General features: G+C 66.2%; 21 protein-coding genes. 11 read left to right on the top strand and 10 right to left on the bottom strand.

From position 1 onward, the window contains the following. Positions 1-56: 56 nt before the first annotated feature. Positions 57-1,073, bottom strand: a complete 1,017-nt coding sequence (gap, locus tag BMY69_RS16510) for a type I glyceraldehyde-3-phosphate dehydrogenase (protein ID WP_090180276.1) — start codon at positions 1,071-1,073, stop codon at positions 57-59. 218 nt (positions 1,074-1,291) lie between these two features. On the opposite strand from gap, the gene BMY69_RS16505 reads away from it, so the two are divergent. The 4 genes from BMY69_RS16505 to BMY69_RS16490 all read left to right on the top strand — a co-directional run bounded on the left by BMY69_RS16505 (position 1,292) and on the right by BMY69_RS16490 (position 5,424). After that, positions 1,292-2,116, top strand: a complete 825-nt coding sequence (locus BMY69_RS16505; protein ID WP_090180274.1) for a S1/P1 nuclease — start codon at positions 1,292-1,294, stop codon at positions 2,114-2,116. Positions 2,117-2,154: 38 nt separating this feature from the next. After that, positions 2,155-3,624, top strand: a complete 1,470-nt coding sequence (pyk, locus tag BMY69_RS16500) for a pyruvate kinase (protein WP_090056790.1) — start codon at positions 2,155-2,157, stop codon at positions 3,622-3,624. 230 nt (positions 3,625-3,854) lie between these two features. Beyond that, entirely contained in the window at positions 3,855-4,295 is a 441-nt protein-coding gene (locus BMY69_RS16495; RefSeq protein WP_090180271.1) for a hypothetical protein, read from the top strand. 106 nt (positions 4,296-4,401) lie between these two features. Then, a complete protein-coding gene (locus BMY69_RS16490; protein ID WP_090056795.1) occupies positions 4,402-5,424 on the top strand; it encodes a class I fructose-bisphosphate aldolase in 1,023 nt (340 codons plus the stop codon). Positions 5,425-5,497: 73 nt separating this feature from the next. On the opposite strand, the gene BMY69_RS16485 is transcribed toward BMY69_RS16490, so the two are convergent. Both BMY69_RS16485 and BMY69_RS16480 read right to left on the bottom strand, forming a co-directional pair. Next, on the bottom strand, positions 5,498-6,079 hold the full coding sequence (locus BMY69_RS16485; RefSeq protein ID WP_090056797.1) for a porin family protein: 582 nt from the start codon (positions 6,077-6,079) through the stop codon (positions 5,498-5,500). Between the two features lie 219 nt (positions 6,080-6,298). Continuing rightward, on the bottom strand, positions 6,299-7,027 hold the full coding sequence (locus BMY69_RS16480) for an outer membrane protein (RefSeq protein WP_090180269.1): 729 nt from the start codon (positions 7,025-7,027) through the stop codon (positions 6,299-6,301). A gap of 224 nt (positions 7,028-7,251) precedes the next feature. Between BMY69_RS16480 and tkt the strand changes: the two genes are divergently transcribed. After that, positions 7,252-9,264, top strand: coding sequence for a transketolase (gene tkt / locus BMY69_RS16475; protein WP_090056801.1), 2,013 nt, complete (start codon positions 7,252-7,254; stop codon positions 9,262-9,264). Positions 9,265-9,943: 679 nt separating this feature from the next. Here the strand turns inward: tkt and BMY69_RS16470 are convergent. Both BMY69_RS16470 and BMY69_RS16465 read right to left on the bottom strand, forming a co-directional pair. Further along, a complete protein-coding gene (locus BMY69_RS16470; RefSeq protein ID WP_090180267.1) occupies positions 9,944-10,594 on the bottom strand; it encodes an HAD hydrolase-like protein in 651 nt (216 codons plus the stop codon). Continuing rightward, complete coding sequence (locus BMY69_RS16465; RefSeq protein ID WP_090180264.1) at positions 10,594-11,775, bottom strand: phosphoglycerate kinase; 1,182 nt, start codon at positions 11,773-11,775, stop codon at positions 10,594-10,596. The genes BMY69_RS16470 and BMY69_RS16465 overlap by 1 nt, the downstream gene beginning before the upstream one ends. A gap of 174 nt (positions 11,776-11,949) precedes the next feature. On the opposite strand from BMY69_RS16465, the gene maiA reads away from it, so the two are divergent. Further along, a complete protein-coding gene (gene maiA / locus BMY69_RS16460) occupies positions 11,950-12,603 on the top strand; it encodes a maleylacetoacetate isomerase (RefSeq protein WP_177191206.1) in 654 nt (217 codons plus the stop codon). Positions 12,604-12,730: 127 nt separating this feature from the next. On the opposite strand, the gene BMY69_RS16455 is transcribed toward maiA, so the two are convergent. Beyond that, entirely contained in the window at positions 12,731-13,840 is a 1,110-nt protein-coding gene (locus BMY69_RS16455; protein WP_175472867.1) for a PilT/PilU family type 4a pilus ATPase, read from the bottom strand. A gap of 93 nt (positions 13,841-13,933) precedes the next feature. Between BMY69_RS16455 and BMY69_RS16450 the strand changes: the two genes are divergently transcribed. The 5 genes from BMY69_RS16450 (at position 13,934) to glmS (ending at position 19,094) form a co-directional block, all read left to right on the top strand. Next, on the top strand, positions 13,934-14,455 hold the full coding sequence (locus BMY69_RS16450; RefSeq protein ID WP_090180262.1) for a DUF4398 domain-containing protein: 522 nt from the start codon (positions 13,934-13,936) through the stop codon (positions 14,453-14,455). After that, a complete protein-coding gene (locus BMY69_RS16445; protein ID WP_090180260.1) occupies positions 14,455-15,108 on the top strand; it encodes a DUF4398 domain-containing protein in 654 nt (217 codons plus the stop codon). The genes BMY69_RS16450 and BMY69_RS16445 overlap by 1 nt, the downstream gene beginning before the upstream one ends. Before the next feature lie 356 nt (positions 15,109-15,464). Continuing rightward, on the top strand, positions 15,465-15,692 hold the full coding sequence (locus tag BMY69_RS16440; RefSeq protein WP_090056810.1) for a YdcH family protein: 228 nt from the start codon (positions 15,465-15,467) through the stop codon (positions 15,690-15,692). Positions 15,693-15,876: 184 nt separating this feature from the next. Beyond that, the gene (locus BMY69_RS16435) at positions 15,877-17,247 is read left to right on the top strand and encodes a pyridoxal-phosphate dependent enzyme (RefSeq protein ID WP_090056812.1); all 1,371 of its coding nucleotides are present in this window, start codon (positions 15,877-15,879) and stop codon (positions 17,245-17,247) included. Positions 17,248-17,264: 17 nt separating this feature from the next. Next, complete coding sequence (gene glmS / locus BMY69_RS16430) at positions 17,265-19,094, top strand: glutamine--fructose-6-phosphate transaminase (isomerizing) (protein WP_090180257.1); 1,830 nt, start codon at positions 17,265-17,267, stop codon at positions 19,092-19,094. A gap of 146 nt (positions 19,095-19,240) precedes the next feature. Here glmS and rfbD read toward each other — a convergent pair whose 3' ends face one another. The 4 genes from rfbD to rfbB are packed head-to-tail and all read right to left on the bottom strand — an operon-like array spanning position 19,241 to position 22,609. Beyond that, positions 19,241-20,137 (bottom strand): dTDP-4-dehydrorhamnose reductase, encoded by an 897-nt coding sequence (rfbD, locus tag BMY69_RS16425; RefSeq protein ID WP_090180254.1) that lies wholly within the window; start codon positions 20,135-20,137, stop codon positions 19,241-19,243. Next, complete coding sequence (rfbC, locus tag BMY69_RS16420; RefSeq protein WP_090180252.1) at positions 20,134-20,691, bottom strand: dTDP-4-dehydrorhamnose 3,5-epimerase; 558 nt, start codon at positions 20,689-20,691, stop codon at positions 20,134-20,136. The genes rfbD and rfbC overlap by 4 nt, the downstream gene beginning before the upstream one ends. Continuing rightward, complete coding sequence (gene rfbA / locus BMY69_RS16415) at positions 20,688-21,575, bottom strand: glucose-1-phosphate thymidylyltransferase RfbA (protein ID WP_090180250.1); 888 nt, start codon at positions 21,573-21,575, stop codon at positions 20,688-20,690. Before rfbA ends, rfbC begins: the two co-directional genes overlap by 4 nt. Further along, a complete protein-coding gene (rfbB, locus tag BMY69_RS16410) occupies positions 21,572-22,609 on the bottom strand; it encodes a dTDP-glucose 4,6-dehydratase (protein WP_090180247.1) in 1,038 nt (345 codons plus the stop codon). Before rfbB ends, rfbA begins: the two co-directional genes overlap by 4 nt. Positions 22,610-22,729: the final 120 nt, after the last annotated feature.

Genomic DNA, 22,729 nt, shown 5'->3' with positions numbered 1-22,729 from the left:
GGGGCCCGCATCGCTGCGGGCCCCCCGTGGCCGTACTTATTGCGTTGTGGCGCGGCTTACTTCGCCGACATGAGCGCCTTGGCCATGTCGAGCATGCGGTTCGAGAAGCCCCACTCGTTGTCGTACCACGACAGCACCTTGACCAGCGTGCCTTCCATGACGCGCGTCTGCGTCGAATCGTAGATCGACGAGTGCGGGTTGTGGTTGAAGTCGATCGAGACCAGCGGCTGCGTGTTCACCGCGAGGATGCCCTTCAGCGAGCCGTTGGCGGCTTCGTTGATGGCGGCGTCGATCTCTTCCTTCGTGGTCGCGCGTTCGGCGGTGAAGGTCAGGTCGACCACCGACACGTTGATCGTTGGCACGCGCATGGCGAAGCCGTCGAGCTTGCCGTTGAGTTCCGGCAGCACCAGCCCCACCGCGGCGGCGGCGCCGGTCTTGGTCGGGATCTGGCTGTGCGTGGCGCTACGGGCGCGGCGCAGGTCGGAGTGGTAGACATCCGTCAGCACCTGGTCGTTCGTGTACGCGTGGATCGTGGTCATCAGGCCGTGCTTGATGCCGATCTTCGCGTGCAGGACCTTGGCCAGCGGGGCCAGGCAGTTCGTGGTGCACGAGGCGTTGGAGATGACTTCCAGGCCCGAGTGCAGCTTGTCGTCGTTGACGCCCATGACGAAGGTGCCGTCCACGTCCTTGTCGCCCGGAGCGGAGATGATGACCTTCTTCGCGCCGCCGGCGATGTGCGCGCTCGCCTTGGCCTTGGAGGTGAAGAAGCCGGTCGACTCCATGACGACGTCGACACCGTGCTCGCCCCAGGGCAGCTTCGACGGATCGCGCTCGGCGAACACCTTGATGCGGTCGCCGTTGACGATCAGGTCGCCACCGTCCACCGACACCTCACCCGGGAAGCGGCCATGGGCCGTGTCGTACTGGGTCAGGTGGGCATTGGTTTCGGCGTTGCCGAGATCGTTGACGGCGACGATCTGGATGTCCTGGCCGTTCTTCTTGGCTTCGTAGAGCGAGCGCAGGATGTTGCGACCGATGCGGCCGTAACCGTTGATGGCGACCTTGATGGTCATGTGCAGCCTCCGGGTTGGGAATTGCTAACGAAGTAGGGGCGGGTGGCACAAAACTCGATGATAACGGATCGTCGTCGCGGCAGGCTGCTCCCGCGACCCGGCCCTGCCCGGAAAGGTGGACGCGCGCCGCGGGTAGATCGATCTAAATTTCTGGTCCGGAGGCGAGGCAGGCTGTGGCACACTTGGGCGCTCGACCGTCCGGAAACGTTTACCGCCCCATGAAGATCGCCTCCAAGCGCCGCGTCGCCGCCGCCCTGCTGGCCCTGGCCATTCCCGCGCTCGCCAGCACCGTGCAGGCCTGGGGCGACATCGGGCACCGCATCGTCGCGGAACTGGCCTGGCGCCAGCTCGACCCGTCGGCCCGCAAGGAGGTCGAGCGACTGCTCAAGGCCGATGGCGCGGATTCGCTGGCCGATGTCGCCAGCTGGCCCGACCATCTGCGCGACGAGTCGGGCAAGGAGGCGCTGGGCAAGGCGACCGGCCCGCTGCACTACATCGGCTTCCGCGACGGCAAGTGCCACTACGTGCCGCCGCGCGATTGCCCGGACGGCCGCTGCGTCGTCGGCGGGCTCGAAAAATACGTCGCCATCCTCGGCGACCGGCACAGGTCCAACGCGGAGCGCGCCGAAGCGCTGAAGTTCGTCGTCCACTTCGTCGGCGATGTGCACCAGCCGCTGCATGGCGGCAGCCGTGACGACAAGGGTGGCAACGACTACCAGGTCCAGTTCGGCGGCAAGGGCACCAACCTGCACCGTGTGTGGGACTCGCAGATGCTCTACACGCGCGACCTCAAATGGAACGCGTACGCCGACCGGCTCGCGGCCGAAGGTCCGGTGAAACTGCCGAAGCCCATCGCGCCGTTCGACAACCCGTACGCCCAGTGGGCGGAGGAGTCGTGCATGGCCACGCTCGCACCGGGCTTCTACCCCGACAGCCACCGCATCGACGACGCCTACGTGGCGCACAACCTCCCGATCGCCGAGACGCGCCTGCGCGAGGCGGGCAAGCGCCTGGCCGACCTGCTGAACACCACGCTGGACTGACCGGCGCCCCACGCATTCAAGACCAAGAGAAAGCACCGATGACCGATATCCAGGTACGCCGCACCAAGATCGTAGCCACCCTCGGACCCGCCACCGACGTTCCGGGCATGCTCGAGAAGATCCTCGAGGAGGGCGTGGATATCGTCCGCCTGAACCTCTCGCACGGCACGCCGGACGACCATCGCGCCCGCGCGAACGCGGTACGCGCCGCGGCCGACGCGGTGGGTCGCGAGGTCGGCATCCTGGCCGACCTGCAGGGTCCGAAGATCCGCATCGAGAAGTTCGTCGACGGCCCGATCGACCTGCTGCCGGGCGACAGCTTCGTGCTCGACTGCCGTCCGGACGCTCCTCCGGGCGACCAGACCCGCGTCGGCGTCAGCTATTACGACCTGCCGCGCGACGTGGTCGCCGGCGACATCCTGCTGCTCGACGACGGTCTCGTGGCGCTCGCCGTCATCGACGTCGTCGGTAGCGAGATCCACACGCGCGTCGCGATCGGCGGCCGCCTGTCCAACCGCAAGGGCCTGAACCGCCAGGGCGGCGGCCTCAGCGTCTCCGCGCTGTCCGACAAGGATCGCAACGACATCAAGCTCGCCGCCGAAATGGGCGCCGACTTCCTCGCCGTCTCGTTCGTGCGTTCGGCGGAAGACCTGCACGAAGCCCGCCGCCTGCTGCGCGAGGCCGGTGGCGACGCCGCCATCGTGTCGAAGATCGAGCGTGCGGACGCCATCCCCGTCCTGGGCGAAATCATCGACGCCTCCGACGTGGTCATGGTCGCCCGCGGCGACCTCGGCGTGGAAATCGGCGATGCCGAGCTGCCGGGCCTGCAGAAGAAGATCATCCGCGAGTCGGTCATGCGCAACCGCTCGGTGATCACCGCCACGCAGATGCTGCAGTCGATGGTGCGCGCGCCGATCCCGACGCGCGCGGAAGTGCTCGACGTCGCCAACGCCGTGATCGACGGCACCGATGCCGTGATGCTCTCGGAAGAAAGCGCCGCCGGTGCCCACCCGGACAAGGCCGTGGCCGCCATGCGCCGCATCTGCCTGGGTGCCGAGCGCCAGTTCGAGCCGCGCGACGACCTGCGTCCGGGCACGCACTCGCTCGACCGCTCCGACCAGGCCATCGCGCTCGCCGCGATGCTGCTGGCGGCCCAGGTCGGCGTCCGCGCGATCGTCGCGCTGACCGAGTCCGGCGCGACGGCGCAGTGGCTGTCGCGCTACCGCTTCGCCGTGCCCATCTACGCGATGTCGCCGTCCGCGGTGGCCCGCCGCCGCATGCTGATGCTGCGCGACGTGCAGCCGGTGGACTTCGAGCAGAGCAACCTCGACCCTGCGCACACCGCGCGCGCCGCGCTCCAGCACCTGTTCGCACTGGGCAAGCTGACCAAGGGCGACCGCGTGATCCTGACCCACGGCGACCACATCGGTCGCGGCGGCGGCACCAACACGCTGAAGCTGCTGGTGATCGGCGACGACGGCATCGCGGATAGCCTGCGCGACCTCTGATCGTCACGCGATCGGTGATCGCTCGTAGGAGCGCGCCCTGCGCGCGACAGCTCTTCGCGAGGGGCGACAGGCCCTGCGGCTCTTCGCGAAAGGCTGTCGCGCGCAGGGCGCGCTCCTACACGATCGTCGGTACCAGACGCCGGGCGGGGGCGAACGACCGCACGATTTCACACGCACCCCATCCCCCGGCGGGAGTAAACTCGGCGCGCTGACCTACCTACGAGGGCGCCATGATCCGAATCAGCCTCCGCAGCGGTGCGATCGCCGCCGCGCTTCTCCTGACCGCCGGCGCCGCCGACGCCCAGAACATCCGCAAGGTCGCGCCCGACCGGCTGCCTTATTACTGGACGCTGACCAACACCAGCGTCGACGCCGACGTGCCGAACACCGGCAAGAACCTCAACCAGCCGGGCTGCACCGCGACGACGTTCATGATCGGCTCCAACGGCCTGCCGCAGAACGTGGTCGCGGCGAAGACCGTGCCCGAGGGCGATCTCGCCCAGGTCGGCGTCAGCATCGTGAAGAACTTCCGCTACGGCCCGTCGGGTGTGAACCGCAATGGCGATCCCGTGCTGACGTACTACGTCGCCGGTTACAACCTGCCGGACGATCCCGCGCAGAAGGCGAAGATCCTCAAGCAGTGCGAGCTGCCGGGCTACCAGACCACTTGATCGCGCCGCACAACGGCTTTCGCGGAGTCGTCCCCTATACTCCGCCGGTTTTTGCTTCGGCCCCGCCGCAAGAGCGGGGCATACCACTTACTTCCATGGAGTCCTCATGAGCATCGAAAACCTCGAACAGATCGCGCAGGCGATGGTGGCACCCGGCAAGGGCATCATCGCCGTCGACGAATCGGCCTCGACCATCAAGAAGCGCATCGAGGCTGTCGGTCTCGAGAACAATGAAGAGAACCGCCGCGCGTACCGCGAAATGCTGCTGACCGCACCGGGCCTCGGCGAATACATCTCGGGCGCCATCCTGTTCGACGAAACGATCCGCCAGAAGACCGCCGACGGCCGCACCATGGTCCAGGCGATGGAGCAGGCCGGCATCATCCCGGGCATCAAGGTCGACAAGGGCACGCACCCGCTGGCCGGCTTCCCGGGCGAAGTGGTGACCGAAGGCCTCGACGGCCTGCGCGAGCGCCTGCAGGAGTACGCGAAGCTGGGCGCGAAGTTCGCCAAGTGGCGCGCCGTGATCAAGATCACCGACGACACGCCCACCTCGGCCGCCGTCGAAGCGAACACCCACGCGCTGGCCCGCTACGCCGCGCTCTGCCAGGAAGCCGGCCTCGTCCCGATGGTCGAGCCGGAAATCCTGATGGACGACAAGGAGAACACGCAGGACCTCGACACGAGCTTCGCCGTGCACAAGGAAGTCCTGCAGAGCCTGTTCGCCCAGCTCGAGCTCAACAACGTCGAACTCAAGGCCCTGATCCTGAAGGTCAGCATGGTCATCCCGGGCAAGTACGCGCCGAAGGAAGACCAGGTGGACGCCGAGGACATCGCCGAGGCCACCGTCAACGTGTTCCAGTACGCCGTGCCCGCCGCCGTGGCCGGCATCGTGTTCCTCTCGGGCGGCCAGGAAGACCAGCAGGCCACCGAGAACCTCAACGAGATCAACAAGCTCGGCCCGCACCCGTGGCCGATCAGCTTCTCGTACGGCCGCGCGCTCGTGTCGGCGGCGCTGGAAAACTGGGCGAAGGACCAGAAGGGCAACCTCGCCTCGGCGCAGAAGATCGTCGTCGAGCGTGCCAAGGAAAACAGCCAGGCCGCCAAGGGCATCTGGAAGAAGGGCTGATTCCCTTCACGAAAAAACCCGGCGCCGCGAGGCGCCGGGTTTTTTATGCCGCCGGTGAAGCCGGCGCGTTCGATCAGAAGCGGTATTCCGCCGTGACCGAGGTCATGTTGGTCGAAAGGTCCAGACCGTCCTTGCGGGCATCGTAGTGATCGAAGTTGATGCCGAGGCTCCAGTTCTTCGAGAAGTCGTAGCCCACGCCCGCGCCGGCGTACCAGCTGGTCTTGTCGAGGTTGCGGCGATCGAAGTCGTCGCTCTCGGTGCCGTGGCCCTTCCATCCGTAGATACCGGCACGGCCGCTGATGTACCACTTCGGATCGATGTTGAAGTGGCCGTTCACGCCGGCGGTCCAGCCATGCAGTTCCGACTTGCGGCGATCGACCACGCGGTTGCCGTTGAAGAAGCTCTTGGCGTTGATGTTGCCGAGGTCGTTGTAACCGGCCTCGACACCGAGGGCGGCCCACGGGCTCACGGTCCAGCGGTAGCCGCCGTTGAGGGCGTAACCGGTGTCGTGGCCGTCGTAGCGGTCCTTGTCGACGGAGGTGCGACCGACGCTGCCGTTGACGAACCAGCCGGCACCGTTGGCTTCCTGGGCGAAGGCCGGGGCGGCAACGGCGCCAGCGGCAACCAGGGCGAGGGCGATAAGGGTCTTCTTCATGGTGGATCTCCGGAATGCTTTTTTTCTTTTTCGGCGCCGCGGCCCTGGGGTGTGGGGGAGGCCGTCGTCGCTGCCGCAGGGCCGGTCTGCCCTTGCGTGGACACTTAGATTGGGCGGGTCGGGATAAATTCAACACCGACCAGTTCAGTATTAAGAAACGATTAAGCCACGGTGAGGGGGCACCGTGGCTCAATCGATCGCTGAAGGGTTTTTCTTAACTTAGAAGCGGTATTCGCCGGCCAGCGAAACGATGCCGGTGGAGCGCTTCAGGCCACGCGTGACCTCGCCGGTCTCGTTGTTGCGGACCTTGCCGGCGTCGGCGTGGAAGTAGTCGTACGCGACACCCACGCTGAAGTGCTCGGTGGCGTCCCAGCCGGTGCCGATGCCGCCGTACCAGCTGCCGCGGTCGGCGCGACCGCCGCTCGAGAAGCCGAGATCCTGGCCCACGCTGTTGTTGTAGTTCTGGTTGTTGTCGTTGGCGCGGAAGTAGCCGCCGTGCGCGCTGATGTACCAGCCCGGCACGAGGTTGAGCTTGCCGTTCACGCCGACCATCCAGCCGCGCAGGGCGTTGCGCGTGGACCTCTGGTTGACGTCCTGATCCGATTCGAAGACGTTCTTGACGCGGTAGTTGCCGAGGTCGGCATAGCCGGCTTCGACGCCGAGGCCGAGGTCCGGGCCCACCTTCCAGCGGTAGCCGCCGAGGACGCCGTAGCCGGTGCGACGGCCCTTTTCGCCCTTCAGGAAGTTGAAACCGCCGGTGTTGCTGCCGAAACCGCCATTGTCGCTGCCGTTGGTGCGACCGACGTTGGCGCCGATGAACCAGTTGCCGCTACCGACCGACTGGGTCGGCTGGTAATTGCCGGACACGGCCGTGTTGTCCTGTGCGAAGGCCGGAATGGCCGCAAACGAAGCGCAAGAGACCGCAAGGGCAAGAGCTGCCTTTTTCATGGGAATGTTCCTCTTTTTTTCGGGGCGGCCGCCACACGTTGGGGGTGGGGGATCGGTGGTGGCCGTGGTCGATTAAAGACCTTCGAACCTGAAGAAATTCAAAAAACGAGGTCAAAAGATTAAGGCCGGGTTAACTTCCGCGCCGCGACATGAACGTCCACGACATCTTTTCGCCGATGCGCGACAATCGTCGTTTTCCCCCGCCTGCTATCTGGAGAACGCCGATGACGACACGCCGCGAACGCGCCAATGCGATCCGCGCCCTGGCCATGGATGGTGTCGAAGCTGCCAAGTCCGGCCACCCGGGCATGCCGATGGGCATGGCCGATATCGCCGAGGTGGTGTGGGGCGATTTCCTTCGCCACAACCCCACGAATCCGCATTGGGCGAACCGCGACCGCTTCATCCTTTCCAACGGTCACGGCTCGATGCTGCAGTACGCGCTGCTGCACCTCACCGGCTACGACCTCGGCATCGAGGATCTGAAGCACTTTCGCCAGCTCGGTTTCCGCACCGCGGGTCATCCGGAATACCACCACACGCCGGGCGTCGAGACGACCACGGGCCCGCTGGGCCAGGGTCTCGCCAACGCCGTCGGCTTCGCGCTGGCCGAGAAGGTGCTGGCCGCGCGCTTCAACCGCCCGGGCCATGAGATCGTCGATCACCACACCTACGTGTTCGTCGGCGACGGTTGCCTCATGGAAGGCATCTCGCACGAGGTCTCCTCGCTCGCCGGCACGCTCAAGCTCGGCAAGCTCGTCGCCATCTACGACGACAACGGCATCTCGATCGACGGCGAAGTCCACGACTGGTTCACCGACAACACCGCGGAGCGTTTCGAGGCCTACGGCTGGAACGTCGTGGTGGGCAAGGACGGCAAGCCCGTCGACGGCCACGACGCCGATGCCATCAAGGAAGCCATCGGTCGCGCCACGTCGCAGAGCGAGAAGCCCTCGCTGGTGATCTGCAAGACCATCATCGGTTTCGGCGCGCCGAACAAGGAAGGCAAGGAAGAGTCCCACGGTGCGGCGCTCGGCCCGGCCGAAGTGCAGGCCGCGCGTGAGCGCCTCGGCTGGAACTACCCGCCGTTCGTGATCCCCGAAGAGCTCTACTCGTCGTGGAACGCGAAGGACGCCGGCGGCAAGGCCGAGCAGGAATGGAACGCGAAGTTCGACGCCTACGCGAAGGCGTTCCCGGAACTCGCGGCCGAACTGAAGCGCCGCCTCGCCGGCGACCTGCCCGCCGACTTCGCCGAGAAGGCGAACGCGTATATCGCCAAGCTGCAGGCCGAAGGTCCGGTCGTGGCCTCGCGCAAGGCGTCGCAGATGTCGCTCGACGCGTTCGGTCCGCTCCTGCCGGAACTGATCGGCGGCTCGGCCGACCTCGCTCCGTCGAACCTCACCATCTGGAAGGGTTCGAAGAACGTCGCCACCGGCGGCGCCGAAGGCAACTACATCCACTACGGCGTGCGCGAGTTCGGCATGACCGCGATCTCCAACGGCATCGCGCTGCACGGCGGCTTCATCCCGTACGACGCGACGTTCCTGGTGTTCTCGGATTACGCCCGTAATGGCGTGCGCATGTCCGCGCTGATTCCCGCGCACACCATCCACGTGTACACGCACGATTCGATCGGTCTCGGCGAAGACGGTCCGACGCATCAGCCGGTGGAGCACCTGGGTTCGCTGCGCCTCATCCCGAACAACCGCGTGTGGCGCCCGGCCGATGCCGTGGAGTCGGCGGTGTCCTGGAAGAAGGCGATCCAGCGCGCGGGCAACCCGTCGTGCCTGATCTTCTCGCGCCAGAACCTCAAGCACAATCCGCGCACGGAAGAGCAGGTGGCGAACATCGAGAAGGGTGGCTACGTGCTGTGGGAGCCGTCGGAGAAGTTCAAGGCGATCATCATCGCCACGGGCTCCGAAGTCGGCCTCGCCGTCGAGGCCGCGCAGGCGCTCGGCGACCAGGGCGTCCCCGTCCGCGTCGTGTCCATGCCCTGCACGGAAGAGTTCGACGCGCAGCCGGTCGAATACCGCGAAGGCGTCCTGCCGTCGTGGTGCCGCGCCCGCGTGGCGGTGGAAGCCGCCAGCGTCGATTTCTGGGCCAAGTACATCGGCCTCGACGGCAAGGCCATCGGCATGACGACGTTCGGCGCCTCGGCCCCGATCGACAAGCTCTACGCCCACTTCAACATCACCACCACGGCGGTGATCGACGCGGTGAAGAGCGTCATCAAGTAAGACGTCGTCAGGTGTGACTAAAAAGGCCCCGGGTTCGCGCCCGGGGCTTTTTTTGCGGCAAAGGCAGGCGATGCGAGATCACCGACTGTGGGAGCGGCCTCGGCCGCGATGGGTGCTTGAGGCAAGCACCCATCGCGGCCGAGGCCGCTCCCACAGGTGTTCTTGTTCACGGAGAGCGTGTCGGAGGAACGGGGTCGACGTTTTCGATCCTCGCCCGCCCGTGATAGCCAGATGGCCCAAGAACCTGCAACACCGCATCGGTGACCGTTCCCACTATGTGATCGACCTTCGTCCGATCCGACACAGGCGCGAAGGGAAGGCGAACACGTGGTCCGCGCGCTGGCGTGTGCATCTCGCCGGGCAGGCGTGGCGTTGTGGGGTGGCGATCGTCGTCAGGTGCGGTGAGCGGCACGAAGGCTGCGAGGATGACGACGTGGGGGAGGACTGCGATCATCCGACGAGACTACGAAGCGGCTCGTGCGTTTCGCATCAGGCATTCGCGTCGCGATGTGTAGGACTCGCGTAGCCGTGGCTGGCTGTCGCATGCGTGGGGACCGGGGTCGTAGACCCCGGCGTACGCCGGGGTGACGTTGGTGTCCCCTCACCGTCATCCCGGTGAAAACCGGGATCCACCGCGATGCAGACGGTTCTCGCGAACCGCCACATCGGCTCTTTGCCCTCAGCCCGAAACGAAAGAATCCGCGAGCAGCGCGACTTCCGCCGGGGCTTCCACCACCTTCCATGCGCCCGCGGTTTCCAGTTCCTCGCGGTCGCCGAAGCCCCAGAGGACGCCGACGCCGCGCACGCCATTGGCGACCGCGCCTTCGATGTCGTAAAGGCGGTCGCCGATCATCAGGGTGTCCTCGGGCGAGGCGCCGAAGTCGGCGAGCGCGGTGGCGATCATCGTGGCCTTCTCGCTGTGCGCGGTCTCCGGCCCGGGCGCGTAGACGCGTTCGAACGCCTTGCCGAAGGGCAGGTGGGCGATGATCGGCTCCGCGTGCGAGCGGGTCTTGCTGGTCACGACGGCGAGGCGGTGTCCGCCGTCGACGAGGCTGGCGATCATGTCGGCGATGCCGTCGTACACCGTGTGCTCGGACCAGCCCACGTCGCGGAAGCGCTCGGAATACGCGGCGACGGCGGCTTCGATGCGCTCGCTGTCGTCGCCGAGGATGTCGCGGTAGCTCACCCGCAGCGGCGGTCCGATCCACGAGCGCAGCGCCGCGTCGTCCGGCGCTTCGGCGCCGACGGCCGCCAGGGAATGGCGGACGCCGGCGAAGATGCCGAGCGCGGAATCGATCAGCGTGCCGTCGAGGTCGAAGAGGACGAGCATCAGCGCTTTTCCGCCCGCGCCTTCAGCGCGGCGACCGCGGGCAGCTCCTTGCCTTCCAGAAACTCCAGGAACGCGCCGCCGCCCGTGGAGATGTAGGAGACGCCGTCCTCGATGCCGTACTTGTCGACGGCCGCGAGCGTGTCGCCGCCGCCGGCGATGGAGAAGGCCTTCGACGCCGCGATGGCGCGCGCGAGCGTTTCGGTGCCCTTGCCGAAGGCGTCGAATTCGAAGACGCCGACGGGGCCGTTCCACACGACCGTGCCGGCCTTGGCGATGAGTTCGGCGTAGCGCTTCGCCGTGTCCGGGCCGATGTCGAGGATCATCTCGTCGTCGCCCACCTGATCGACGGCCTTGACCGTCGCCTTCGCGGTGGCCGCGAACTCGGTGGCGACGACGACGTCGGTCGGCACCGGCACGTCGGCGCCACGCGCCTTCGCGTCGGCCATGATCTTCTTCGCGGTGTCGAGCAGATCGGCCTCGACGAGCGACTTGCCCACCTTGTGACCCGCCGCGAGGATGAACGTGTTGGCGATGCCGCCGCCGACGATCAGCTGGTCGACGCGGCCGACGAGGTTCTGCAGCAGCTCGAGCTTGGTGGAGACCTTCGAACCCGCGACGATGGCGAGCAGTGGCTTCTCCGGGTTCTCGAGCGCCTTGCCGAGCGCGTCGAGCTCCTTCGCCAGGAGGGGACCGGCCGCCGCCACGGGCGCGAAGCGGATCACGCCGTGCGTGGAGGCCTGGGCGCGGTGGGCGGTGCCGAAGGCGTCCATGACGAACACGTCGCAGAGCGCGGCGTACTTCTTCGACAGGGCTTCGTCGTCCTTGCCTTCGCCGACGTTCATGCGGCAGTTCTCGAGCACGACCACTTCGCCGTCGGCGACGTCGACGCCGTCGAGGTAGTCGCGCACCAGGCGGACGTCCTTGCCGAGCTTGTCGCCCAGCCATTCCGCCACGGGCTTCAGCGACGAGGCCTCGTCGAACTCGCCTTCCTTCGGCCGACCCAGATGCGAGATGACCATGACCTTCGCGCCGGCGTCGCGCGCGGCGACGATCGTGGGCAGCGAGGCGTCGAGGCGCTGCGTGGAGGTGATCTTCCCGTTCTCCACGGGGACGTTGAGGTCCTCGCGGATCAGCACGCGCTTGCCGCGCAGGTCGAGGTCTTGCATGCGGATGACGGACACGTTGGACTCCGGCTTCTGTGTAGGAGAAGCGCCGATTGTCCTTGGGTGGACCGCGTCGGCGCAAATCCGGCATCGGACCGGTGGGAGCCAATCGCATCGGCGATCCGCGCGGCAGCGCGGCAAGGCTTCCGGAAGGCGCCCCGCTAGAATCCCGGCTCGGCCGAAGGAAGCCCCATGTCGCTGATCCTGTACACCTACTGGCGCTCCAGCGCCGCCTATCGCATCCGCATCGCCCTGAACCTCAAGGGCCTGGCCTATGAGGCGCGCCCGGTCTCGTTGATCGCCGACGGCGGGGAGCACCTGAAGCCGGCGTATCGCGACGTTTCCCCGCAGGCCCAGCTGCCCACGCTCGTGGACGATGGCCACGTGGTGAGGCAGTCCGTGGCCATCCTGGAATACCTGGAGGAGACCCGGCCGGCACCGGCCCTGCTGCCCACGGATGCGCGGGGAAGGGCGAAGGTGCGCGAGCTGATGCTGGCCGTGGCCACCGACATCCATCCGCTGGGAAACCTGCGGGTGCTCAAGGCCATCGAGGCCGGTTTCGGTGTCGACCAGGCCGGCAAGGAAGATTGGTCGAGGCGCTGGATCGGCCACGGCTTCGACGGCATCGAGAAGCTGTTGTCCGAGGAGGGCGTCGCGGGGCGCTTCTGCTACGGCGACACCCCGACGCTGGCCGACGCGTGCCTCGTGCCCCAGTTCTACAACGCGGTGCGCTGGGGGCTGGACCTGGGCCCGTATCCGACGATCCGGCGGGTGGCCGAGGCGTGCCAGGCGATGGAGGCGTTCCAGAAGGCCGCGCCCGAAGCGCAGCCCGACGCACCTGTGTAGGAGCGCGCCCTGCGCGCGACATGTTTTAGGGCCGACCCACGGAGCTGGCGCGCTAGCCCCATGGCTGAGGCGAAGAGCTGTCGCGCGCAGGGCGCGCTCCTACCGAGCGCGGCCGGATTCCGTATGCTCAGACCCCGATACCGTATGGATCGCTCGAAGCGAACTCGTTGCCCGTCGCGCCTTCCGACAGGCGGATCTTCAGCGCCAGGCCATCGCGCGAATCCGCCTTGTTCAGGCACTCGTCGAGCGAGATCAGGCCATCCTTGTACAGGCGGTAGAGCGACTGGTCGAAGGTCTGCATGCCTTCCTGCAGGCTGCGGTCCATGGCTTCCTTGACCTCGTGGATCTGCCCGCGGCGGATCATGTCGCGGATCAGCGGGGTGTTCAGCAGGACCTCGGTGGCCGGCATGCGGCGGCCGTCCTTGCCGATGACGAGGCGCTGGCTGATCACCGCGCGCAGGTTCAGCGCGAGGTTCATCAGCACGTTCTTGTGCGCCGACTCCGGGAAGAAGTTGAGGATGCGTTCGAGCGTCTGGTCCGCGTTGTTCGAGTGCAGCGTCGCCAGGCACAGGTGACCCGTTTCCGAGAAGGAAATGGCCGCCTCCATCGTGTCGGTGTCGCGGATCTCGCCGATCATGATGACGTCCGGCGCCTCGCGCATCGCGTTCTTCAGGGCCTCGTGGTAGCTGTGCGTGTCGAGGCCGACCTCGCGCTGGTTCACGATGGACCGCTTGTGCCGGTGCAGGTACTCGATCGGATCCTCGATGGTGAGGATGTGGCCCGAGCTGTTCGTGTTGCGATGATCGAGCATCGCCGCGAGGGTGGTGGACTTGCCCGAGCCCGTCGCGCCCACGACGAGGATGAGGCCGCGCGGTTCCATGACCAGCTCGCGGAAGATCGTCGGCAGGCGGAGTTCCTCCAGGGAGGGGATCTCGCTCTTGATGGCGCGGATCACCATGCCGATCTCGCCGCGCTGCTTGAAGACGTTGATGCGGAACCGGCCGGCTTCCTTCACGGCTAGGGCCATGTTGAGCTCGAGGTCGCGCTCGAACTGGGGCACCTGGCCCTCGTCCATCAGCGAATAGGCGATCTTCTTGACCATGCCGCTCGGCAGGCCGGTGTTACCAAGCGGGTAGAGCTTGCCCTCCACCTTGATGTTCACGGGGGCGCCGGTCGTCAGGAACATGTCCGACGCGCCCTTGTCCACCATCAGCTTCAGGAAATAACCGATATCCACCTAAACCCCCGGGCGTTCGCATTACAATCGAGTAGACGGTCTCACTGACCTGTATATCGACAATATCTCGCAAATCTGTAAGAGGAACGAGTGATGGTGCACATCTTGCCGTCGAAAGCCCTGTACCGGGGCCGCCGGCTCATTGGCCTGGCCGCCCTGGCCATGGCTATCGCCACCCTCGCTGGCTGTGCCAGCGCCCCCCCGCCCGACGGCGCCATGAACCAGGCGCTCGCCCAGTTGCAGGCGGCGCGCGATGCCGGTGCCGCCGATTATGCGCCGGTCGACCTCGACTACGCGCAGTCCAAGTTCCGCCAGGCCCAGGCGGCCATGGCCAGCCGCAAGTACGACGACGCGGCCCTGCTCGCCGACGAATCGCGTGCCGACAGCGAACTGGCGCGCGCCAAGGCCCGTCTGGGCGCCGCCCGCGCCCAGAACACGGCCAAGAGCCAGGAAAACTCGCGGATGCGCGTCGAGATGATCGACAACCACGCGAACGACACGGTGCCCATCCCGAACAACGTGCAGGAGACCGAGACGGTCCTGCCGGAAGCCACGGACACCACCCCGCCGCCGGTCGGCGGCCAGACCGAACCCCTTAAGGACGGAGGCCAGTGATGAAGCGCCACACCATCCTCTTCTCCGCGCTCATTCTTGCCGTTTCCGCGGGCGGCGCCCTAGCGGCCACCGACGACCTCGACGTCCGCCGGCTGAATTCCAGCCTCGACCAGCTCTCGTCCGATCCGACGCTGGGCGGTTACGCCCAGGGCGAGCAGGCCCGGGCCCGCGAAGCCATCAATCAGCTGGGCCAGTTCAAGCCCAAGGACAAGCTGCACGGCCATTACCTGTACATCGCCGAGCGCCGCGTGGACACCGCCAAGGCGGTCGCGCAGTTCCAGGACGCCCAGGCCAAGAGCGCCCAGCTCGACCGTGAGCACGACGCCATCCTGCTGGAATCCAGCCGCCTCGACGCCGAGATGGCCCGCCGCCAGCTGGAACAGCAGCGCATGCAGAACCAGATGATCCAGGAAGAGGCCGCTCGCCTGCAGCAGCAGGGCGTGGAGTATTCCCAGGCGCTGGAGCAGGCCAAGGCAGAGGGTGACAAGGCTCGCCAGGTCGCCGCGGCTCAGGCCAAGGTCGCCAACGCGGCCAAGAAGCAGGCCGCCCTGGCCGAAGCCGCCGCGCGCGCCATGCGCGACCTGAACTCCTCCGACGGCGGCGCGCCCGCCACGACCACCCCGAAGAAGTCGAAGAAGTCCGGCGGCAACTGAGCCAAGGAACCGCCGTAGGAGCGCACCTGGGCGCGATTGGGGCTTGAGGTATGCCCATCGCGCCCACGTGCGCTCCAACGAGGCCGGCCCGGAACCTGCCACGCAAGTCGTTGCGTCAGCAACCATTTTTTCGTGCGGCGTTTCAGAAAAATCGCCCTTGCACGCCTCCGGCAGCCGGAGTAGCTTCGGTAGCCCGTCACGGAAAAAACCACGTGGCGGCCCTGCCGGAGCATGCGTACGTTCACCCAGGCACATCGCATCGCCAGACCCGCTTCTTCCGATGCGAAGGAAGTGCCCGCATGGCTCCCCTCACGACCGTCCGCATCCGGGGCGGCCCCACCGCGAGGAGTTTTGCTATGTTCGAAAACCAGCAGCGCGACGACGTCGAGAAGTTCATCCACGCCAACGCGGAAACGCGTCGCCTCTTCTACCGCCACCAGGAACTCGATACCAAGCTGCACGACGCCAACATCGGCTGTCTGCCCATCGACGATGCGAGTCTGGCCGGCCTCAAGAGAGAAAAGCTGCAGGCGAAGGAGAGGCTCCAACGAATGTGGGACACCTGGCAGAAATCCCCGCACTGAACTCGCCTAAGGGTTTGGCGGCAAGGAAAACGGGCACGGGAACGTGCCCGTTTTTTTGTGGTCGACCATACGCCCTTTCGGCTCGGCCGATCAGCCGGGCATCGGTTCAGCGCCGCAGCCATTATCATGTCGGCCCAACAGGCGGCGGTCGAAGGGGCCGCGCCGGATCAATCACGGAGTTCCAATGAGTGTTCATGACAGCGTCCTCGACCTGATCGGTCGCACCCCGATGGTGCGTGCCCAGCACCTGGATACGGGTCGTTGCGAACTGTTCCTCAAGCTCGAGAGCGCCAACCCGGGCGGTTCCGTGAAGGACCGCATCGGCATGTCGATGATCGAAGGCGCCGAGCGGGCCGGGAAGATCAAGCCGGGCGACACCCTCGTCGAGGGTACCGCCGGCAACACGGGCCTCGGCCTGGCGCTGGTCGCCCAGCAGAAGGGCTATCGCCTCGTGCTCGTCGTGCCCGACAAGATGAGCCGCGAGAAGATCTTCAACCTCAAGGCGATGGGCGCCGAGGTGGTGCTCACGCGTTCGGACGTCGCCAAGGGCCATCCCGAGTACTATCAGGACATGGCCGAGCGCATCGCGCGCGAAACGCCCGGGGCGTATTTCATCAACCAGTTCGGCAACCCGGACAATCCCGCCGCGCACGTGCAGACCACGGGCCCGGAGATCCTCGAGCAGCTGGACGGCAAGGTCGACGCCATCGTCGTCGGTTGCGGCTCGTCGGGCACGATGAGCGGCCTCACGGCCTATCTGCGCGAGCATTCGCCCAACACGGAGATCGTGCTGGCCGATCCGGTCGGTTCGATCCTCGCGCAGTACATCAACGAGGGCACGCTCTCGGAGAAGTCGGGCAGCTGGATGGTGGAAGGCATCGGCGAGGACTTCCTCCCGTCGATCAGCGATTTCTCGATGGTGAAGAAGGCCTTCGCCATCAGCGACAAGGAAAGCTTCCTGGCCGCGCGCGAGCTGCTGGCGAAGGAGGGCGTGCTGGGTGGCTCGTCGACGGGCACGCTGCTGGCCGCGGCACTGAAGTACTGCCGCGAGCAGACGACGCCCAAGCGCGTCGTCACGCTGGTGTGCGACACCGGCAACAAGTACCTGTCGAAGATGTACAACGACTACTGGATGCTCGACAACGGCTTCATCGAGCGCGAGCAGTACGGCGATCTGCGCGACCTCATCCTGCGCCCATACGCGAAGCGCGACACGGTCGTGGTCAAGCCGGACGATCTCCTCGTCACCGCGTACAACCGCATGAAGCTGTACGACGTCTCGCAGCTGCCGGTGATGGAAGGCGACCGCATCGTCGGCATCCTCGACGAATCCGACGTGCTGCTGCACGTGCACGCCGACGAAACCAAATTCCGCGACCCGGTGTCGACGGCGATGATCGCCTCGCCGGAAATGATCCAGGTGACGTCCTCGATCGAGTCGCTGATGTCCGTGTTCGAGAAGGGCCACGTCGCCATCGTGGTCGACGGCGAGCAGTTCCTCGGCCTCATCACGCGCATCGACCTGCTCAATTATCTTCGTCGCAAAGTCAACTAAGGAACAGGGGAAGCACCATGTGTGGAATCGTGGCCGCCGTCGCGCAGCGTGACATCGCTCCCATCCTCATCGCGGGCCTGAAAGCCCTCGAATACCGCGGCTACGACTCCGCGGGCATGGCCATCGCCGACGCCGGAGAAATCCGCCGCGTCCGGGCGAAGGGCAAGGTCCGCGAGATGGAAGCGCTCTACGATGCCGACCCGGTGCCGGGCGGCACCGGCATCGCGCACACGCGCTGGGCCACGCACGGCGTGCCCAGCGAGAAGAACGCGCACCCGCACGTGCAGGGTCGCATCGCCATCGTGCACAACGGCATCATCGAGAACTACGCCTCGCTTCGCGAATCGCTCCGGGCCAAGGGACGCGAGTTCCATTCCGAGACGGACACCGAGGTGATGGGCGCCGTCATCGACGAGCATGTGCAGTCCGGCAAGGGCCTGCGCGAAGCGGTGACCGCCGCGGTGCGCGAGCTGGAGGGCGCCTACGCCATCGCCGTGATGAGCCTCGACGAGCCCGAGCGGATCGTCGGTGCGCGCCGCGGCTGTCCGCTGCTGGTGGGTATCGGCATCGGCGAGCATTTCCTCGGCTCCGACGCGCAGGCGCTCATCAAGGTGACGAACCGGATGATGTACCTGGAGGAAGACGACGTCGTCGAGATCACCCGCGACAGCGTCTCCGTGTACGGCCTCGATGGCCAGCCCGTGGACCGCACCGCGCACGAGAGCGAGATCAGCGCGGACTCGGTCGAGCGTGGCGAATACCGCCACTACATGCAGAAGGAAATCTTCGAGCAGCCGCGCGCCGTGGCCGATACGCTCGAGGGCCGCATCGGTCCGCACGGCGTGCTGCCGAACATCTTCGGCATCGACGCCGACCCGATCCTCGACAAGACCCGCGGCATCCACATCGTCGCGTGCGGCACCAGCTACCACGCGGGCATGGTCGCCAAGTACTGGATCGAGCAGCTCGCGCGCATTCCGGTGGTGGTGGAAGTCGCCAGCGAGTACCGCTACCGCGACGTCGTGGTGCCGGACGACACGCTGTTCGTCGCCGTGTCGCAGTCGGGCGAAACGGCCGACACGCTCGCCGCCATGCGCGAATCGCGTCGGCGCGGCTACCTCGCGACGTTCGCCATCTGCAACGTGCCCGAATCCTCGGTGGTGCGCGAATCCGACCTGCGCATGATGACGCGCGCCGGCCCGGAAATCGGCGTGGCGTCGACGAAGGCGTTCACGACCCAGCTGGCCGCGTTCGCCCTGCTGGCCCTCGACCTCGGCCGTCGCCGCGGCCTCGACGAGGCGCGTTACCTCGAACACTGCAAGGAGCTCCAGTCGCTGCCGCGCTACATCGAGAACGCGCTGAAGAGCGAGCCGGAAATCCTCAAGATCGCCGATCACTTCATCACCAAGCAGCACGCGCTGTTCCTAGGCCGCGGCGCCCAGTTCCCCGTGGCGCTGGAAGGGTCGCTGAAGCTCAAGGAGATCTCGTACATCCACGCCGAGGCCTATCCGGCGGGTGAGCTCAAGCACGGCCCGCTGGCGCTGGTGGACGAGAACATGCCCATCGTCGCGGTGGCCCCGAACGGCCCGCTGCTCGACAAGCTGAAATCGAACCTGCAGGAAGTGCGCGCACGCGGCGGCGAACTGATCGTGTTCGCGGACGAGCGCGTGGACATGGACGCGGATACCGGCGCCCTGGCCACGGTGCTGGTGGACGGCGGCGGCGACCTGATCGCGCCGGCCGTGTTCACCGTGCCGATGCAGCTCCTTGCGTACCACGTGGCGGTGTTGCGCGGGACGGATGTGGATCAGCCGCGGAATCTGGCCAAGTCGGTGACGGTGGAGTGAGTCGGAGTCTCGTCCACATGGTTTCTTCCTGGCCGAAACTAGCGAGCTTCGCTTCCGGCACGTCCAAGGGTTGTCGACGCTAGCGTGGTCTGGCGACTAGTGTGACGCCTTAGCGCGTTCCTATCCGGTTGTTTGCGTGAACTATCCTACCGACCCAGCGCCGACATCACCCGTTCGAGGTCGTCGCGCCAATCGGGAAGCGTGACAGCGAACGTCGACTGGATTCGCGCATTGTCCAATAGTGACCACGTGGGGCGGCGCGCTGGCGTCGGAAACGCTGCGGACGCGACAGGCACCACCGGCACGGAATTCGCGAGGAGGCCGCATGCAACGCCGCGCTCGACAATGCGCGACGCGAAGCCGTGCCAGGTAGTTCCACCGCTCGCCGTCAGGTGAAAGATTCCCTGACGCGGGTCGTCGCTGCCTTTCCACGCCGAAGCAATCGCCGCCGTTGCTTCGGCGACCAGCGGCGCGCTGGTCGGCGATCCATGCTGGTCGGCAACGACGCGCAGTTCGTGTCGCTCGCGCGCCAGTCTCAGCATGGTCGTGAGGAAATTGCGTCCGCGCCGGCTATATACCCAGGCCGTACGCAGCGTGAGGTGGGCTGCGCCGCTGGCTGCGAGGCCCTGCTCGCCGGCGAGTTTCGTCCGGCCGTAAACGTTGGCAGGCCCCGTGGGATCCGTTTCCTTGCGGGGCGCTGAATCGCCGCCAGGGAAGACGTAATCGGTCGAGTAGTGAATGACCGCGGCATCCCTTCGCCGCGCCTCCTCGCCCAGTAGCGCGGGAAGCCGACCGTTGAGCGCTTCCGCGGCGGCAAGGTCGGTCTCGGCGGCGTCAACGGCGGTGTACGCCGCGGCATTCACGATCAGCGACGGACGCGTGGATCGCACGAGTCGGCGCACGCTTTCGACGTCGGTCAGGTCGCAGGACAGATCCTCCCCGTTCCCGGCCCGTGTGGCGACGACCATCGGCCCCAGTCGCGCGAGCGAGTGGCGCAGGAACCATCCCACCTGGCCATCCCCCCCGATCAGCAGGACCGTCACGCCCTGTCGTCCGGAAGCCGGTGCGCGGGCACCTCGCTGAAGAGGGGAGCCGTACGATCTTTTTCGGAAAGCTCAGGATCGCTCACCGGCCAGTCGATCGCGAAAAGCTCGTCGTTCCAGCGCAGCGCGGCATCCGCCGCGCGGTCGTAAAGGGTCGTGCACTGATACGTGAAGGTCGCATGCTCCGATACGACGCAGAAGCCATGTGCATAGCCCGGCGGAATCCATAGGTGTCGCTTGTTGGCTGCGGAAAGCATCACGCCCACGTATTGCCCGAGCGTCGGCGATGTCGGCCGGATGTCGACGGCCACGTCGTAGACCTCGCCTTCGAGGACGCTTACCAGCTTTCCCTGCGGGTTGGGCCACTGGTAATGCAGGCCGCGAAGAACCCCGCGGCGGGAGCGGGATACATTCGACTGAACGAAGGTCGCATCGATGCCTGCAGCGGCAAAGCGAGCCTGGTTGAATCCTTCGTAGAAGAATCCGCGCTCGTCGCCGTGCACCGTCGGTTCGATCAGTATGACGCCGGCCAGTGCCGTCTCATGACACTTCATCGCCCCGGCCCCTGATCCGCCAGTCGGAGAAGGTATTGCCCGTATCCGACCTTCGCCAGGGGTGCGGCAAGTGCCCGGAGCTGCGACGCGTCGATCCAGCCATTCTGGAAGGCGATCTCCTCGGGACAGCAGATCTTCAGTCCCTGGCGGTGCTCGATCGTCTGTATGTAGTTGCCGGCTTCCATCAGCGATTCGTGTGTGCCCGTGTCGAGCCAGGCGTTTCCGCGACCCAGCTGCTCCATGTGCAGTCGACCTTCGCGAAGGTAGCGACGATTGAGATCCGTGATTTCCAGTTCGCCACGCGCCGAAGGAACCAGTTCGGCCGCGTACTCACACGCATGCTCATCGTAGAAGTACAGGCCGGTGATGGCGTAGTTCGAGCGCGGGACGGCAGGCTTTTCTTCGATATCGATGACCCGGCCTTGCTCGTCGAACGACGCGACGCCGTAGCGCTCGGGATCCTTGACCCAGTACCCGAATACCGTCGCCCCGTCGTCGCGAGCCGAGGCCAGGTGCATGCGCTCCACGAAGCCGTCACCGTAAAAAATGTTGTCACCGAGGACCAGGGCGCTGGGTGCCCCGTCCAGGAATGCGCGGCCGATATGGAACGCCTGAGCCAGGCCGTCCGGCGAAGGCTGCGCTTCGTACCGTATCGAGATGCCCCATTGCGAGCCGTCGCCCAGCAGACGCTGAAACATGTGCTGTTCGTGGGGGGTATTGATGACGAGGATGTCTCTCAGGCCCGCGAGCATCAGAGTGGCCAGCGGGTAGTAGATCATCGGCTTGTCGTACACCGGCAGCAGCTGCTTGCTGACCGCCTGCGTGATCGGGTGCAGGCGCGTGCCCGCGCCGCCGGCGAGGATGATTCCCTTGCGTGCCTTCATGCGCCTAGACGCTCCATGCGGTAACTGCCGTCGAGAATGCCCGCCACCCATGCCTGATTCGCGAGATACCAGTCGATGGTCCGCTCGAGGCCGCTTGCGAAGTCGTGGCGTGGTCGCCAACCAAGTTCCCGGCGGATTTTCCCGGCGTCGATCGCATAGCGGCGATCGTGCCCCGGTCGGTCGCGGACGAAGCGTACGAGTTCCCGGCGGGGCCGCGGTCCTGGCATACGCGCATCGAGCAGGTCGCATACGGCGTGGACGACATCGATGTTCGCGCGCTCGCTGTCCCCGCCCACGTTGTATGTATCGCCCGGGCGACCGCCGGTGAGAACCGCGAAGATGGCTTCGCAATGATCCTCCACGAAAAGCCAGTCCCGCACATTATGGCCGTCACCGTAAACCGGCAGATCCTCGCCCGCCATCGCCTTCTGCACTATCAGCGGAATCAGTTTTTCGGGGAACTGCCACGGACCGTAATTGTTCGAGCAGTTCGTGGTGAGCGTGGGTAGCCCGTAGGTGTGGTGAAACGCGCGGACCAGATGGTCGGACGCCGCCTTGCTCGCGGAATAGGGGGAGTTCGGCGCGTACGGTGTGCTCTCGGTGAAACGCCCCTCGTCGCCCAGCGAACCGTAGACCTCGTCCGTCGAGACGTGCAGAAAGCGGAACGATGCGGGAGCCTGTCCTTCCCGCACGTAGTCCCTGGCCGCCTCGAGCAGTGCCAGCGTGCCGTTGACATTGGTTTGCACGAACGCGGACGGACCGTCGATCGAACGGTCGACATGGGATTCTGCCGCGAAATTGACGACGGCCGCCGGCCGGAAGTCGCGGAGGAGGCTGGCCACGAGCTTATCGTCCCCGATATCGCCGTGGAAAAAGACGTGCTTGGCATCGTCCTTCAGACCGGCCAGGGTGGCGAGGTTGCCGGCGTACGTCAGCTTGTCCAGGTTGACGACGCGAAAGCCCCGGGCGACGGCGGCATGAACGAAATTGGCGCCAATGAAGCCCGCGCCTCCTGTAACTAGCAGAGTTTCCATAGGGCCCTGGGAGATGAACGGCATCGTGAACGGGACGATTATGGCGGATCATGCCTTCGGGATGCTGCGCCGCCGTTCCTAAATGAACGGTGCTTCAGCCATTTGCGGAACTCGTACCGC

Source organism: Luteibacter sp. UNC138MFCol5.1 (assembly GCF_900110505.1).
Classification (GTDB): domain Bacteria; phylum Pseudomonadota; class Gammaproteobacteria; order Xanthomonadales; family Rhodanobacteraceae; genus Luteibacter.
Note: the sequence above shows the minus strand (reverse complement) of the source record. Positions and strands in the feature narration are given on the sequence as shown.

What these genes read in the sequence shown, in the direction of transcription:
- gap (WP_090180276.1), bottom strand. Translation starts at nt 1,073, where the DNA reads ATGACCATCAAGGTCGCCATCAACGGTTACGGCCGCATCGGTCGCAAC.
- BMY69_RS16505 (WP_090180274.1), top strand. Translation starts at nt 1,292, where the DNA reads ATGAAGATCGCCTCCAAGCGCCGCGTCGCCGCCGCCCTGCTGGCCCTG.
- pyk (WP_090056790.1), top strand. Translation starts at nt 2,155, where the DNA reads ATGACCGATATCCAGGTACGCCGCACCAAGATCGTAGCCACCCTCGGA.
- BMY69_RS16495 (WP_090180271.1), top strand. Translation starts at nt 3,855, where the DNA reads ATGATCCGAATCAGCCTCCGCAGCGGTGCGATCGCCGCCGCGCTTCTC.
- BMY69_RS16490 (WP_090056795.1), top strand. Translation starts at nt 4,402, where the DNA reads ATGAGCATCGAAAACCTCGAACAGATCGCGCAGGCGATGGTGGCACCC.
- BMY69_RS16485 (WP_090056797.1), bottom strand. Translation starts at nt 6,079, where the DNA reads ATGAAGAAGACCCTTATCGCCCTCGCCCTGGTTGCCGCTGGCGCCGTT.
- BMY69_RS16480 (WP_090180269.1), bottom strand. Translation starts at nt 7,027, where the DNA reads ATGAAAAAGGCAGCTCTTGCCCTTGCGGTCTCTTGCGCTTCGTTTGCG.
- tkt (WP_090056801.1), top strand. Translation starts at nt 7,252, where the DNA reads ATGACGACACGCCGCGAACGCGCCAATGCGATCCGCGCCCTGGCCATG.
- BMY69_RS16470 (WP_090180267.1), bottom strand. Translation starts at nt 10,594, where the DNA reads ATGCTCGTCCTCTTCGACCTCGACGGCACGCTGATCGATTCCGCGCTC.
- maiA (WP_177191206.1), top strand. Translation starts at nt 11,950, where the DNA reads ATGTCGCTGATCCTGTACACCTACTGGCGCTCCAGCGCCGCCTATCGC.
- BMY69_RS16450 (WP_090180262.1), top strand. Translation starts at nt 13,934, where the DNA reads ATGGTGCACATCTTGCCGTCGAAAGCCCTGTACCGGGGCCGCCGGCTC.
- BMY69_RS16445 (WP_090180260.1), top strand. Translation starts at nt 14,455, where the DNA reads ATGAAGCGCCACACCATCCTCTTCTCCGCGCTCATTCTTGCCGTTTCC.
- BMY69_RS16440 (WP_090056810.1), top strand. Translation starts at nt 15,465, where the DNA reads ATGTTCGAAAACCAGCAGCGCGACGACGTCGAGAAGTTCATCCACGCC.
- BMY69_RS16435 (WP_090056812.1), top strand. Translation starts at nt 15,877, where the DNA reads ATGAGTGTTCATGACAGCGTCCTCGACCTGATCGGTCGCACCCCGATG.
- glmS (WP_090180257.1), top strand. Translation starts at nt 17,265, where the DNA reads ATGTGTGGAATCGTGGCCGCCGTCGCGCAGCGTGACATCGCTCCCATC.
- rfbC (WP_090180252.1), bottom strand. Translation starts at nt 20,691, where the DNA reads ATGAAGTGTCATGAGACGGCACTGGCCGGCGTCATACTGATCGAACCG.
- rfbA (WP_090180250.1), bottom strand. Translation starts at nt 21,575, where the DNA reads ATGAAGGCACGCAAGGGAATCATCCTCGCCGGCGGCGCGGGCACGCGC.
- rfbB (WP_090180247.1), bottom strand. Translation starts at nt 22,609, where the DNA reads ATGGAAACTCTGCTAGTTACAGGAGGCGCGGGCTTCATTGGCGCCAAT.